The following is a 14624-nucleotide window of genomic DNA, read 5'->3' as shown; positions in this document are numbered from 1 at the left end:
GGCTGCCACTCGGCCCGGCCCAGCCGGCCAGGCTCAGCCGGCCAGGCTCAGCCAGCGGCGGCCGCCCTCGAGGACGCGGCGTCCTCGAGCAGCTCGAGGGCGTGCGCCTGGGCGCTCGTGGAGTCCTCCTGCCCGGCGAGCATGCGGGCGAGCTCGACGACCCGCTCCTGGTCCTCGAGGAGGCGGACGTCGCTCGAGGTCACGCCCTCGACCCCGGTGGCGCTGCGCGAGGACGCGACCGAGTTCTTGATCACCGTGATGTGGTGGTCCGCGAACGCGGCGACCTGCGGCAGGTGGGTCACGACGAGCACCTGGACGTGGCGGGCCAGCATCGCGAGGCGCCGGCCGATCTCGACGGCGGCGCGCCCGCCCACCCCCGAGTCGACCTCGTCGAAGACGAACGTCGGAACAGGGTCGACGGCCGCGAGCACGACCTCGATGGCGAGCATGACGCGCGAGAGCTCGCCGCCCGAGGCGCCCTTGCCGAGCGGCCGGGCCGGCGCGCCTGCGTGCGGCTGGAGCTGGATCGAGACCGTGTCCGCCCCGTCCGGCCCGAGCTCCCCCGTGGGCTCGACCGTGACGTGCAGGGTCGCGTCCGGCATCGCGAGGGCCGTGAGCTCCGCGCTCACGCGCTCGGCAAGCTCGAGGGCGGCCGTCTGGCGCAGGGCGGTCATCTCGGCGGCCAGCTCCGTGAGCTCGGCCTCGTCGCGCACGAGCTGCTCCGTGAGCGTCTCGATCCGGCCGTCGTCGTCCTGGAGCTCGAAGAGGCGCTTCTGCCCCGCCTCGGCCCAGGCGAGGACCTCGTCGAGCGTCGGGGCGTACTTGCGCGTCAGGCCATTGAGTGCCGCGCGCCGCTCCTCGACCTCCGCGAGCCGGCCGGGGTCCGCGTCGAGGGCCGAGCCGTAGCTCGCGAGCGAGGAGGCGACGTCCGCGAGCAGGAAGCCCGCCTCGGCGAGCCGCTCGGCGGCCGCGGCGAGCTCGGGATCGTGCTCCGAGACCTGGTCGAGGACCCGCTTGGCGCCGTCCACGAGTGTCGTCGCGTCGGAGGCCTCGCCGAAGTCCTCGGCAACGAGCGCCTCGTGCGCCTGCTGGGCCGCCGCACGGAGGGCCTCGGCGTGCGAGAGGCGCAGCGACTCGGCGCGCAGGGCCTCGTCCTCCCCCGGCTCCGGACCGATCTCGCGGATCTCCGCGAGGGCGGCCTCGAGGGACTCGGCCTCGCGGATGCGCTCGCGCGCATTCGACGTGAGCTCGTCGAGCTCCCGGCGCGCGGCGACCCACCCGCCGTAGCGCTTGGCGTAGGCCGCCTGCTTGGCCGCGAAGGCCTCGCCGGCGAACTTGTCGAGGGCCTCGCGCTGGGCGGCCGGGCTCTTGAGCCGCAGCTGCTCGGACTGGCCGTGGATGACGACGAGGCGGCTGCCGACGTCGGCCAGCGTCCCGACGGGGGCGCTGCGGCCGCCGACGTGCGCACGGCTGCGTCCGTCCGCGCCGACGGTGCGAGCGAGCAGGAGCTCGGCCGCGCCGTCGTGCTCCTCGACCTCGGCGCCGGCCTCCTCTGCGCGCACGACGGCGGCGTGGCCGGGCTCGAGCCGGATGCTCGCCTCCGCGAGGGCGGACTTCGCGCCGGTTCGGACGGCGCCGGCGTCGGACCGTCCGCCGAGCAGGAGTCCGAGGGCGGTGACGACCATGGTCTTGCCCGCGCCCGTCTCGCCGGTCACGACGCTCAGCCCGGGGCCGAGCGGGAGGGACGCCTCGGTGATGACGCCGAGGTCGCGGATCCTGAGTTCCTCGATCATGGGTGCTCCTCGTCTCAGGTCTCGTCGCTGGCGGCGGGCCGGCCTCCCCACGGGATGGGGGGCACCTCGGGGACCACCGGCTCGGGGCCGTTCGGCGCGGGGGCCGGGACCGGGCCGCGCCAGCCGTGGATGGGGAGTTCGAACTTGCGCACGAGGCGCGCGGAGAACGGCGTCGCGCTGATCCGCGCGAGCCGCACGGGCAGGGGTGACTTCGTGACCTCGACGCGAGCCCCCGGCGGGAGGGCGATCGAGCGGCGGCCGTCGCACCACAGGACGCCGTGGGCGTCGGTGCGGCCGAGGATCTCGACGGCCAGGCGCGAGTGCGGCGAGACGACGAGCGGCTTGGCGAAGAGCGCGTGCGCGCTGATCGGGGCGATGACGAGGGCCTCGACCTCGGGCCACACGATGGGCCCGCCGGCCGAGAACGCGTAGGCGGTGCTCCCGGTGGGGGTCGCGAGGACCACCCCGTCGCAGCCGAACGAGGTCAGCGGCTTGCCGTCGACCTCGGTCACGACCTCGATCATCCGCTCGCGGCTCGCCTTCTCCACGGCAGCCTCGTTGAGGGCCCATGTGTGCGCGACCTTGCGGCCCTGGTGCCACACCGTCACGTCGATCGTCATGCGCTCCTCGACGGAGTAGCTGCGCGAGGCGACCCACTCGACCGTCTGGGCGAGGTCGGCGCGCTCGCTCTCGGCGAGGAACCCGACGTGGCCGAGGTTCACGCCCAGCAGGGGGACGTCGACGTCGCGGACGAGCTCGGAGGCGCGCAGGATCGTCCCGTCCCCGCCCAGGACCATGACGAGCTCGACCTCGTCGAGGCCGATGTCCTGCCCCAGGATCTCCGTGGGGTGGTCGAGCCCGTCGAAGCGCTTCTCGAGGTCCGCGCGCTGGGCCTCCTGCATGACCGGCACGAGGCCGGAGCCGTAGAGCTGGGCGCAGGCCTCGCGGGCCGCCACCATGGAGTCCTCCCTGCCGGTGTGGGCGAGGACGAGGATGCGGCGGGTCATGCCTGGGCCTCCCGGGGGTCGGTGGTGGGCCAGTGGGCCGCGACCCAGGCGGTCGCGTCGGTGGCCGCTGCCTCGCCCGCGGCGGACGACGGCGCGGGGCCCGGCCCGAGCTCGTCCCCGCCGGGGCGGGACAGCCAGAGGAAGTACTCGAGGTTGCCGTCCTGGCCGGGCAGCGGGCTCTGGGCGAGGCCGCGGAGGGCGAGGCCAGCCGCAGCCGCCGCCTCCACGACGGAGGCGACAGCGCGGCGTCGTTCGCTGTCCGAGCCGACGACGCCGGTGCGGGCCAGGCGCTCCCGGCCCACCTCGAACTGGGGCTTGACCATGACGACGAGATCCCCGCCGGGCTCGGTGCAGGCGGCCAGCGGCGCGAGGACGAGCGTGAGCGAGATGAAGGACAGGTCGGCGACCGTCACGCGGGCGGGGCCGCCGATCATGCCGGGCTCGAGGTCCCGCACGTTGAGGCCCTCGTGGACCCGCACGCGGGGGTCCACGCGGAGGGAGTCGACGAGCTGGCCGTGGCCCACGTCGACGGCGACGACCTCGGCCGCGCCCGCCTGCAGGAGGACGTCCGTGAACCCGCCCGTCGAGGCCCCGGCGTCGAGGCAGCGGGCGCCGGACGGGTCCACGGCGGGGAAGCGCTCGAGGGCGCCGGCGAGCTTGTGCCCGGCCCGGCTCACGAAGCGCTCGTGCTCGGTGGCCGCGACGGCGATGGGGGTCGACTCGTCGACGGCGTGGGAGGCGCGGGTGACGGCGCCGTCGGCGACGGTCACGGCGCCGTCCGCGATGAGCTTCGCGGCGTGCGTGCGGGAGCGCGCGAGGCCGCGGCGGACGAGCTCGAGGTCGAGTCGGGCCACGGCTACTCCCCCGCCTCCGGGTCCGTCTCCAGCACGGCCGTGAGCGCCTCGTGGAACTCCTCGAAGGCGGCCGCGCGGTCGGCGAGCGGGAGCCCCTCGGCCGCGGCGAGGGCCTCGAGGGCCTCCTCGACGCCCGTTCCCGCCGCGGGCACGGACGCGGCCGGGCCCACGGCGCCGCGGAGGTCGGCGGGGGTGGGGGCCTGTTCCGGCTGTGGATCCTGGCTCATGGCCCCCAGCTTATCGATCCCCGCCGACAGTTCCCGACCCGTCCTACCGTTCCCAGCGCAGCTCGGGGGAGGTCGGCGCTCCGGCGTCCGGGCAGGCCTCCCACCAGGCGGCGCACGCCGCGCGCCACGCGTCGAGGTCGTCGGGCGTTCCTGAGACCTCGACGGCGCCGTCCACGGCCCGTGCGGCCGCGCCGCCGACCCGCCACGCGCCGTCGTCCGCCACCGCGTCCGGGTAGGGGCGGTAGAAGTCGGCGAGCGTGGCGAGGATGAATCCTGGCCGCTCGGCGGTGCGGGCGGCGAGGATCGTCTCGGGCGTGTCGACGCCGGTCAGGACGGCCGCGGTCGCGAACCCCGCGCGGTTGCCGCCGAGGATGTCGGTGTCGAGCCGGTCGCCGACCACGACGGGGCGGCGGGCGCCGAGTCGCTCGGCCGCGGCGAGGAACAGCGGGGCCTCCGGCTTGCCTGCCACGAGCGGCTCGCGCCCCGTCGCCGCCCTGACCGCTGCCACAAGCGTCCCGTTGCCGGGCGCCGTCCCGCGGGCCTGCGGAATGGACATGTCCGTGTTCGTCGCGACCCACACCGCGCCGGCGGCGACGGCGTAGGCCGCCTCGGCGAGCTGCCGCCAGCCGAGGTCGGGGCTGAAGCCCTGGATCACGGCGTGGGGGGCGTCCTCGGCCGAGGCGACGGGGACCAGCCCTCGCTGCTGGACCTCGTGGGCAAGGAACTGGCTGCCCGTGACGAGGACGCGCGCTCCCGTGGGGACCTGGCGCGCGAGCAGCTCGGCGCCGGCCTGCGCCGAGCTCACGACGTCGTCGTCCGCCGCGGGTGCCCCGAGCTCGCGCAGGTGCGCGGCCACCTCGGCGGGGCTCCGCGAGGCGTTGTTGGTCACGTAGCCGAGCCGCACGCCCCGGCCATCGAGGGCCTGCAGGGCCTCGACGGCGCCGGGGATCGCGTGCGGTCCCGCGTAGACGACGCCGTCGAGGTCCGAGAGGACCGCGTCGAACGCGTCGATGAAGTCGGCCATGCTAGGCGTTCTCGTCCCGCTCGCCGCCCTGCTGGCCTGCCGCGCCGGCGTCGCCCCCGGCATCACCGAGCCCGTCGGACTCCAGCGGGCCGTCCTCGTCGCCAGCGGCCTCCGCCTCGGCGTCCAGGTCCGAGGCGTCGACTTCGTGCAGGCCGATCTCGTCCTCGGCCAGCCCAGGCTCCGGGGCATTCGGAGCCTCGACGCCTTCCTCGACGCCCTGAGGGTTCTCCCGGTTCTCGCCGCCGGCCTCGCGCGCCTCGGCGGACTCCTCGTCCTCGTCCCAGCCGAGGTCGACGATCTCCGGCTCGGCGAACTCGCCAACGCCGAGGGCGCTCTCGGCCACGCCGATCTGGCGGTACCAGCGGGCGGCCTCCTGGGCGCGGCCGGCGGCGGAGAGCGCGTCGGCGTAGGCCTCGAAGAGGCGCGGGCTGAAGGAGAAGGCCCGGTTGATGTCGAGCTGCGGGATCTCGAGCTCGCGCACCGCGCCGGCGAGGTCGCCCATGTCGGCGCGGGCGCCGGAGGCCACGATCGCGAGCTCGGCCTTGCCGGCGTTGTCGAGCATGTTGCGCTCGTCGGAGGCAGCCAGCTCGAGGGCCTTCTCGGGCCTGCCAAGGCCACGCTCGCAGTCTGCCATGTGCGCCAGGTGGATGCTCGAGCCGGTGATCCGGCGGAACGTGCGGAACTCGCGCAGGGCGTCGTCGTAGCGGCCCGCCGCGTACGCGGTCATCCCGACGGCCTCGCGGACGGCGCCGATGCGCCCGCCGCGGCGGCTCGCCGCGAGGGCGTGCTGATAGGCCATCTCGGGGTCGATGTCGATGAGCCGGCCGGCCATGACGAGGTGCTTGGAGACCCACTCGCCGTTGTTGCCCTCGAGCGTGCGCAGCTGGGCGGCCGTCCCGCGGTCGAGCTCCTTGCCCGTCACGTCCGGGTCGATCTCCGGAGACTTCTCGCGGTCAGGGCGGTTGGAGACGCGCAGGTCGGCCGGGTTGTGCTCACGGGGCCGCTCCTGCCGGTCGTAGCCGCGCTCCTCGTAGCGCCCCGGGCGGTCGCCGCGCTCCGTGCGCGGGCGGTCGGCCCCGTACGGGCGGGGCCCGCGGGCCTCGCGTCCTTCCGGGCGCCCTGCGCCCTCGTCGCGCCGGAACGGACGGCGCTCACCGCGGTCACGCTCGCCGAACGGACGACGCTCACCGCGATCGCCACGGTCGAAGGAGCGGCGCTCTCCCTGCTCCCGGTCACCGAACGGACGGCGGTCGCCACGGTCGAAGGAGCGGCGCTCTCCCTGCTCCCGGTCACCGAACGGACGGCGGTCGCCACGGTCCTCGCGCCCGAACTGCCGCGGGGCGCGGTCACCACGATCCCGATCGCCGAACGGACGGCGCTCCCCACGATCACCGCGGTCGAAGGAGCGGCGCTCTCCCTGCTCCCGATCGCCGAACGGACGACGCTCACCGCGGTCCTCACGCTCGAACTGGCGCGGACCCCGATCACCACGATCGCGGTCACCGAATGGACGGCGCTCGCCACCCTCACGGTCGAAGGAGCGAGGAGCACGGTCGCGGTCACCGAAACGGCGCTCACCGCGGTCCCGGTCACCGAATGGACGGCGCTCGCCACCCTCACGGTTGAAGGGACGACGCTCCCCCCGGTCACGATCGCCAAACGGACGGCGCTCGCCACCCTCACGGTTGAAGGGACGACGCTCCCCCCGGTCACGATCGCCAAACGGACGGCGCTCGCCACCCTCACGGTTGAAGGGACGACGCTCCCCCCGGTCACGATCGCCAAACGGACGGCGCTCGCCACCCTCACGGTCAGAGGAGCGTGGAGCACGGTCCCGGTCGCCGAAGCGGCGCTCACCGCCCTCATCCCGGCGGAACGGACGACGCTCGCCACGATCGGAGCCGCCGTAGCGGCGCTCGCCGCCCTCGCGGTCGAACGGACGACGCTCAGCGCCCTCACCGTCGCGGCCCCCGAAGCGGCGCTCGCCTCCCTCGCGGTCGAACGGACGACGCTCAGCGCCCTCACTGTCGCGGCCCCCGAAGCGGCGCTCGCCTCCCTCCGACGAGCGCCCCTGGAAACCCTCACGGTCACGGTCCCGGAAGCCCCGGGGCCTGCCCCCCGAGTTGCTCGTGCCGCGGAAGGCGCCGCCGAAGCGATCGGAGCCCCGGCCGCTGTCACCGCCCCGTCGGGGGCCGTCGAAGCCCCGTCCGCCTCGGCCGCGTCCGCTGTCCTCTGCCATCTGGCTCCTCTTTCCCACGGCGTGGCACGTCACCACACGCGCATTTCACTATCGGTTTTTCGTCGGAGGTCTCTGCTCCGGCACAACTGGCATCAAGTCTACGTGCTGGGGCCCTCCCCGGACCCGGGGGCCTGTGCGCCCCGCTTAAATGCCGGAGGGCCCCGGCGACGGTGATGTCGCGGGGCCCTCTACGGTGTAATGGTTGTCCGGCGGTGTCCTACTCTCCCACACCCTGTCGGGTGCAGTACCATCGGCGCTGTGGGTCTTAGCTTCCGGGTTCGGGATGGGACCGGGCGTTTCCCCCACGCTATGACCGCCGTAACCCGTTGTCCCGGCCCCCGGGGTGGGGGTGGGAAGCCTGGTCACGGTGTTCCGTGAGTGTGTTCGGTTGTGTGGTGGTGCCCTGCCGCCGCTTTTTTGGTGGCGGGGGTTTGTTGTCTGGGGACCGTAGAGTGGACGCGAGCAGTGTGTTCCTGCCACCCCGGGTGGGGTGGGTGTGTGTGAAGTTGTCGGCCTATTAGTACCGGTCGGCTTCGCAAGTCTTCAGTCCTTGCTTCCACGTCCGGCCTATCAACCCAGTGGTCTGCTGGGGGCCTCCCGGACACGAGGTCCGTGGAAATCTCATCTTGAAGCGGGCTTCCCGCTTAGATGCTTTCAGCGGTTATCCCATCCGAACGTAGCCAACCAGCCGTGCACCTGGCGGTACAACTGGCACACCAGAGGTTCGTCCGTCCCGGTCCTCTCGTACTGAGGACAGCCCTTCTCAGATTTCCTGCGCGCGCAGCGGATAGGGACCGAACTGTCTCACGACGTTCTAAACCCAGCTCGCGTACCGCTTTAATGGGCGAACAGCCCAACCCTTGGGACCTACTCCAGCCCCAGGATGCGACGAGCCGACATCGAGGTGCCAAACCATGCCGTCGATATGGACTCTTGGGCAAGATCAGCCTGTTATCCCCGAGGTACCTTTTATCCGTTGAGCGACGGCCCTTCCACGAGGAGCCGCCGGATCACTAGTCCCGACTTTCGTCCCTGCTCGAGATGCCTCTCTCACAGTCAAGCCCCCTTGTGCACTTGCACTCGACACCTGGTTGCCGACCAGGCTGAGGGGACCTTTGGGCGCCTCCGTTACCCTTTGGGAGGCAACCGCCCCAGTTAAACTACCCATCAGGCACTGTCCCTGACCCGGATCACGGGCCGAGGTTAGATGTCCAAAGCGACCAGAGTGGTATTTCAACGATGACTCCACCGGCACTGGCGTGCCCGCTTCACAGTCTCCCACCTATCCTACACAAGCCGCTCCGAACACCAATACCAAACTATAGTGAAGGTCTCGGGGTCTTTCCGTCCTGCTGCGCGTAACGAGCATCTTTACTCGTAGTGCAATTTCGCCGAGTTCACGGTCGAGACAGCGGGGAAGTCGTTACTCCATTCGTGCAGGTCGGAACTTACCCGACAAGGAATTTCGCTACCTTAGGATGGTTATAGTTACCACCGCCGTTTACTGGGGCTTGAATTCTCCGCTTCGCCATTGCTGGCTGACGGGTCCTCTTAACCTTCCAGCACCGGGCAGGAGTCAGTCCGTATACATCGTCTTGCGACTTCGCACGGACCTGTGTTTTTAGTAAACAGTCGCTTCCCCCTGGTCTCTGCGACCCTTGCCCGCTCGGGCCGGCATGCGGCCTCCACGGTCGGGGTCCCCCTTCTCCCGAAGTTACGGGGGCATTTTGCCGAGTTCCTTGACCGTGATTCTCTCGATCGCCTTGGTATTCTCTACCTGATCACCTGTGTCGGTTTGGGGTACGGGCGGCTGGGACCTCGCGTCGATGCTTTTCTCGGCAGCATAGGATCACCCGATCCCCCCGTGAGGGGGTCCCGTCGGATCTCAGGCTTCGTGCGCGGCGGATTTGCCTGCCGCGCGCCCTACGTCCTTGGACCAGGTCAACCATCGCCTGGCCGGGCTGCCTTCCTGCGTCACACCTGTTAATACGCTTGCCTCGCAGCTCTGGGTCCCGCGCGCGCCCCACGGTGCCGGTCCCGAAGGACTGGCGGTGCGGGGGTTGGGCGGTCAGCATCGGCTGTCCGGCATGGGCGGTCCTTCGCCGGTACGGGAATATCGACCCGTTGTCCATCGACTACGCCTGTCGGCCTCGCCTTAGGTCCCGACTTACCCAGGGCAGATGAGCTTGACCCTGGAACCCTTGATCATCCGGCGGACGGGTTTCCCACCCGTCTTTCGCTACTCATGCCTGCATTCTCACTCGTGCGGCCTCCACCCCTAGGTCACCCTGGAGCTTCACTGCCCGCACGACGCTCCCCTACCCAGCAACACCCCTGGAACCGCAAGGTCCTGGGTTCGTGTGTCACTGCCACGGCTTCGGCGGTGTGCTTGAGCCCCGCTACATTGTCGGCGCGGAATCACTTGACCAGTGAGCTATTACGCACTCTTTCAAGGGTGGCTGCTTCTAAGCCAACCTCCTGGTTGTCTGGGCAACTCCACATCCTTTCCCACTTAGCACACGCTTGGGGGCCTTAGCCGGTGGTCTGGGCTGTTTCCCTCTCGACTGCGAAGCTTATCCCCCGCAGTCTCACTGCTGCGCTCTCACTTGCCGGCATTCGGAGTTTGGCTGACGTCAGTAACCTGGTGGGGCCCATCGGCCATCCAGTAGCTCTACCTCCGGCAAGAAACACGCAACGCTGCACCTAAATGCATTTCGGGGAGAACCAGCTATCACGGAGTTTGATTGGCCTTTCACCCCTACCCACAGCTCATCCCCTCCATTTTCAACTGAAGTGGGTTCGGTCCTCCACGACGTCTTACCGTCGCTTCAACCTGGCCATGGGTAGATCACCCCGCTTCGGGTCTAGACCACGCCACTGAACGCCCTGTTCAGACTCGCTTTCGCTACGGCTCCCCCACACGGGTTAACCTCGCGACATGGCACTAACTCGCAGGCTCATTCTTCAAAAGGCACGCCATCACCCCACCCGGAGGCTCTGACGGCTTGTAGGCGCACGGTTTCAGGTACTGTTTCACTCCCCTCCCGGGGTACTTTTCACCTTTCCCTCACGGTACTGGTCCGCTATCGGTCATCGGGTAGTATTCAGGCTTATCAGGTGGTCCTGACAGATTCGCACGGGATTCCTCGGGCCCCGTGCTACTTGGGGACATCCGCAAGGGCGGCAGACAAGCGTTCCGGCTACGGGACTCACACCCTCTCCGGCCGGCCCTTCAAGACCGTTCGCCTACACTCCTGCACTCACCCCCGGCCACCGGCAGATGACCGAAGCAGAGCCCCACAACCCCCGACGCGCAACCCCTGCCGGGTATCACACACGCCGGGTTTGGCCCCATCCGCGTTCGCTCGCCACTACTGACGGAATCACTCTTGTTTTCTCTTCCTGCGGGTACTGAGATGTTTCACTTCCCCGCGTTCCCCCCACACCGTCTATGCGTTCAACGGCGGGTCACCACATCACCTCGCGGCGCATGGCGGGGTTTCCCCATTCGGACACCCTGGGATCACAGTCCGGTTATCGACTCCCCCAGGCTTATCGCAGATTCCCACGTCCTTCATCGGCTCCCGATGCCAAGGCATCCACCGTGCGCCCTTGGAAACTTCACACAGAAGAAACCAAGGACACGCACACAATGCATGTCCTACAAAACACAGCTATCGAATCACGGCGACATTCGAAGACATCGCCAGAGACAAAATTGCTAGATGCTCGCGTCCACTATACAGTTCTCAAACAACAACCCCCTCAACCCACACCACACGCACACACAACGGCGTGCGCGGGCGCCGGGAAGGAGGGCACCAATCCAGGGACTGTTGCCCCAGGACCCAACAGCGTGCCAAGGACCCCACCCCCACAGCAACCGACCCCACGCTTTCCCACCGCACCCCCACACTCTGCAAAGAGAGCACCAGGTTGCGGCGTACTCGCCGGGGCCGGCCCCACAGGGCACGGGCCACGAATCCGTTCATGTTCCACCCACGAGCACCCACCGGACCACGAACGGGTCCGCAATGGGCTGCATCAATCCCGGCAACCACCACCACGGCCAGGGGCCGCGGGGCGTCTTCCGGTGCTGCTCCTTAGAAAGGAGGTGATCCAGCCGCACCTTCCGGTACGGCTACCTTGTTACGACTTAGTCCCAATCGCCAGTCCCACCTTCGACGGCTCCCTCCCACAGGGGGTTGGGCCACCGGCTTCGGGTGTTACCGACTTTCGTGACTTGACGGGCGGTGTGTACAAGGCCCGGGAACGTATTCACCGCAGCGTTGCTGATCTGCGATTACTAGCGACTCCGACTTCATGGGGTCGAGTTGCAGACCCCAATCCGAACTGAGACCGGCTTTCTGGGATTGGCTCCACCTCACAGTATCGCAACCCTTTGTACCGGCCATTGTAGCATGCGTGAAGCCCAAGACATAAGGGGCATGATGATTTGACGTCGTCCCCACCTTCCTCCGAGTTGACCCCGGCAGTCTCCCATGAGTCCCCACCTTCAAGTGCTGGCAACATGGAACGAGGGTTGCGCTCGTTGCGGGACTTAACCCAACATCTCACGACACGAGCTGACGACAACCATGCACCACCTGTGAACCGGCCCCGAAGGGAAGCCCCATCTCTGGGACGGTCCGGCACATGTCAAGCCTTGGTAAGGTTCTTCGCGTTGCATCGAATTAATCCGCATGCTCCGCCGCTTGTGCGGGCCCCCGTCAATTCCTTTGAGTTTTAGCCTTGCGGCCGTACTCCCCAGGCGGGGCACTTAATGCGTTAGCTGCGGCGCGGAAACCGTGGAATGGCCCCCACACCTAGTGCCCAACGTTTACGGCATGGACTACCAGGGTATCTAATCCTGTTCGCTCCCCATGCTTTCGCTCCTCAGCGTCAGTTACAGCCCAGAGACCTGCCTTCGCCATCGGTGTTCCTCCTGATATCTGCGCATTTCACCGCTACACCAGGAATTCCAGTCTCCCCTACTGCACTCCAGCCTGCCCGTACCCACTGCAGACCCGGGGTTGAGCCCCGGGCTTTCACAGCAGACGCGACAAGCCGCCTACGAGCTCTTTACGCCCAATAATTCCGGATAACGCTCGCGCCCTACGTATTACCGCGGCTGCTGGCACGTAGTTAGCCGGCGCTTCTTCTGCAGGTACCGTCACTTCCGCTTCTTCCCTGCTGAAAGGGGTTTACAACCCGAAGGCCGTCATCCCCCACGCGGCGTCGCTGCATCAGGCTTCCGCCCATTGTGCAATATTCCCCACTGCTGCCTCCCGTAGGAGTCTGGGCCGTGTCTCAGTCCCAGTGTGGCCGGTCACCCTCTCAGGCCGGCTACCCGTCGTCGCCTTGGTAGGCCATCACCCCACCAACAAGCTGATAGGCCGCGAGCCCATCCAAGACCGCACAAGGCTTTCCACCCCCCACCATGCGATGAGGAGTCCTATCCGGTATTAGACCCAGTTTCCCAGGCTTATCCCAGAGTCAAGGGCAGGTTGCTCACGTGTTACTCACCCGTTCGCCACTAATCCACCCCCGAAAGGGCTTCATCGTTCGACTTGCATGTGTTAAGCACGCCGCCAGCGTTCATCCTGAGCCAGGATCAAACTCTCCGTCAAAAAACGAGAAAACCAGCCGGCAGGACGGGAAAACGCCCACACCAGCCAGCAAATCCAAAACTGGCAAAAACAAGACAGCCACACCCACGGGGGTGGGCAGGCCGCCCAATGTATCAACCAAAAAAATGGCATCAACGAACTTGGCACACTATTGAGTTCTCAAACAACAGTCGCGATCCGGGTGTTTCGCCGATGTTTACCGGTTATTTCCCCGCCGCTTCGGTCGTCTACATTATCCGACCTCTGTTCCGGAATCAAATCCGGGTTTTTCCCTCGTCCTCCGGTCCGTTTCCCGGATGCTCGGGCAAGCCGAGCAGTCCGAGGAATTCTCGAACTGGATTCAGGGGTTTGTCGCCTCCGTTCTCCTTCGGCGACTCGGACTACAGTACTCCTGCCCCGCCCTTCACGCAAGTGGCCTTGACGCCCGGGCGTGTCGCGCCCCGAGCCCCGCGCAGGCCCTACAGGAGAGGCCCCGCATCCGAGAGAGGATGCGGGACCTGTCATGTACGGGGCCGTAGGGCTCAGTCCGTCGAGGGGCTCAGTCCGTGAGGATGGCCGTGGCGAGGCTCTTCTTCCCACGGCGCACGAGGAAGTACTTCCCGTGCAGCGCATCTTCCGCGGCCACGGTGGCGTCCGGGTCGGTGATCTTGGCGTTGTTCACGTAGGCGCCGCCCTCCCCCACGGTCCGGCGGGCGGCAGACTTGCTCTCCGCGAGGCCCGTGGCGACCAGCAGCTCGACGATGCCGAGCTGCTCCGGCGTGACCGCCGCCGTCGTGAGCTGCGCGGTCGCAGCCGAGAGCGTTCCCTCGTCGAGGACGTCGAGGTCGCCGTTGCCGAAGAGCGCGGCCGAGGCGGCGATGACCCTCTCCGTCGCCGGGACGCCGTGCACGAGCGAGGTCACCTCGAAGGCGAGCCGGCGCTGGGCCTCGCGAGCGAAGGGCCGCTCTGCCACGGCCGCGGCGAGCTCCTCGATCTCCGCCCGGGTCAGGAAGGTGAACACCTTGAGCCGGTCGACGACGTCGGCGTCCTGGGTGTTGAGCCAGAACTGGTAGAAGGCGTACGGCGAGCACATCGAGGCGTCGAGCCAGATGGCGTTGCCCTCGCTCTTGCCGAACTTGGTCCCGTCCGCGTTGGTGATGAGGGGAGTGCCGAGGGCGTGCACGGTCTTGCCCTCGACCTTGCGGATGAGCTCCGTCCCGCTCGTCAGGTTGCCCCACTGGTCCGAGCCGCCCGTCTGGAGCACGCAGTCGTACTGGCGGTAGAGCTCGAGGTAGTCCATGCCCTGCAGGATCTGGTAGCTGAACTCGGTGTAGGAGATGCCCTCCTCCGAGTTCAGGCGTGACGCGACCGCGTCCTTGCGCATCATCGTGCCGACGCGGAAGTGCTTGCCGATCTCGCGGAGGAAGTCGATCGCCGTCAGCGGCGCGGTCCAGTCGAGGTTGTTGACCATGCGCGCGGCGTTCTCCCCCTCGAAGGAGAGGAAGCGGCGCACCTGGGCCTGCAGGTAGCCGACCCACTCGGCCACGGTGTCCTTCGTGTTGAGGGTGCGCTCCGCCGTCGGGCGCGGGTCGCCGATGAGGCCGGTCGAGCCGCCGACGAGGCCGAGCGGCCTGTGCCCCGCGAGCTGGAGCCGGCGCAGGACGAGGAGCTGGACGAGGTTGCCCAGATGCAGGCTCGGCGCCGTCGGGTCGAAGCCGCAGTAGTACGTGATCGGATCGCCGGCCAGGAGCTTCTCGAGCTCCGCCTCGTCAGTGGAGACGTGGACGAGGCCACGCCACTTGAGCTCCTGCCAGACGTTGGCGAAGCTCGGGTCGTTCTTCTGCGATGCGAGTACTGTCTGCGGCACGGCT

General features: G+C 68.5%; 8 protein-coding genes and 3 rRNA genes. 1 reads left to right on the top strand and 10 read right to left on the bottom strand.

Features of this window, described 5'->3' with window-relative positions:
* Nucleotides 1-47 precede the first annotated feature (47 nt).
* The 6 genes from recN to ACUYMY_RS07160 are packed head-to-tail and all read right to left on the bottom strand — an operon-like array spanning nt 48 to nt 5827.
* A complete protein-coding gene (recN, locus tag ACUYMY_RS07185) occupies nt 48-1793 on the bottom strand; it encodes a DNA repair protein RecN (RefSeq protein WP_481702912.1) in 1746 nt (581 codons plus the stop codon).
* A 14-nt stretch (nt 1794-1807) separates the two neighbouring features.
* Complete coding sequence (locus ACUYMY_RS07180; protein ID WP_481702911.1) at nt 1808-2800, bottom strand: NAD kinase; 993 nt, start codon at nt 2798-2800, stop codon at nt 1808-1810.
* A complete protein-coding gene (locus ACUYMY_RS07175; protein WP_481702910.1) occupies nt 2797-3654 on the bottom strand; it encodes a TlyA family RNA methyltransferase in 858 nt (285 codons plus the stop codon). The genes ACUYMY_RS07180 and ACUYMY_RS07175 overlap by 4 nt, the downstream gene beginning before the upstream one ends.
* A 2-nt stretch (nt 3655-3656) precedes the next feature.
* Complete coding sequence (locus ACUYMY_RS07170) at nt 3657-3881, bottom strand: hypothetical protein (protein ID WP_481702909.1); 225 nt, start codon at nt 3879-3881, stop codon at nt 3657-3659.
* Between the two features lie 43 nt (nt 3882-3924).
* Nucleotides 3925-4905, bottom strand: coding sequence for an HAD-IIA family hydrolase (locus tag ACUYMY_RS07165; protein WP_481702908.1), 981 nt, complete (start codon nt 4903-4905; stop codon nt 3925-3927).
* 1 nt (nt 4906) lies between these two features.
* Nucleotides 4907-5827, bottom strand: coding sequence for a hypothetical protein (locus tag ACUYMY_RS07160; protein WP_481702907.1), 921 nt, complete (start codon nt 5825-5827; stop codon nt 4907-4909).
* A gap of 66 nt (nt 5828-5893) precedes the next feature.
* Between ACUYMY_RS07160 and ACUYMY_RS07155 the strand changes: the two genes are divergently transcribed.
* Nucleotides 5894-7318: a hypothetical protein gene (locus tag ACUYMY_RS07155; protein WP_481702906.1), complete on the top strand. Its 1425-nt coding sequence runs from the start codon at nt 5894-5896 to the stop codon at nt 7316-7318.
* Between the two features lie 30 nt (nt 7319-7348).
* On the opposite strand, the gene rrf is transcribed toward ACUYMY_RS07155, so the two are convergent.
* The 4 genes from rrf to tyrS form a co-directional block, all read right to left on the bottom strand.
* A 5S ribosomal RNA gene (rrf, locus tag ACUYMY_RS07150) occupies nt 7349-7465 on the bottom strand.
* 176 nt (nt 7466-7641) lie between these two features.
* Nucleotides 7642-10770 (bottom strand): 23S ribosomal RNA (locus ACUYMY_RS07145).
* 481 nt (nt 10771-11251) lie between these two features.
* Nucleotides 11252-12774 (bottom strand): 16S ribosomal RNA (locus ACUYMY_RS07140).
* The 16S, 23S and 5S rRNA genes sit together here, the layout of an rRNA operon.
* A gap of 538 nt (nt 12775-13312) precedes the next feature.
* Nucleotides 13313-14620: a tyrosine--tRNA ligase gene (gene tyrS, locus ACUYMY_RS07135; RefSeq protein WP_481702905.1), complete on the bottom strand. Its 1308-nt coding sequence runs from the start codon at nt 14618-14620 to the stop codon at nt 13313-13315.
* Between the last annotated feature and the right edge of the window lie 4 nt (nt 14621-14624).

Source organism: Sinomonas sp. T428B (genome assembly GCF_056780155.1).
Note: the sequence above shows the minus strand (reverse complement) of the source record. Positions and strands in the feature narration are given on the sequence as shown.

What these genes read in the sequence shown, in the direction of transcription:
- recN (WP_481702912.1), bottom strand. Translation starts at nt 1,793, where the DNA reads ATGATCGAGGAACTCAGGATCCGCGACCTCGGCGTCATCACCGAGGCG.
- ACUYMY_RS07180 (WP_481702911.1), bottom strand. Translation starts at nt 2,800, where the DNA reads ATGACCCGCCGCATCCTCGTCCTCGCCCACACCGGCAGGGAGGACTCC.
- ACUYMY_RS07170 (WP_481702909.1), bottom strand. Translation starts at nt 3,881, where the DNA reads ATGAGCCAGGATCCACAGCCGGAACAGGCCCCCACCCCCGCCGACCTC.
- ACUYMY_RS07165 (WP_481702908.1), bottom strand. Translation starts at nt 4,905, where the DNA reads ATGGCCGACTTCATCGACGCGTTCGACGCGGTCCTCTCGGACCTCGAC.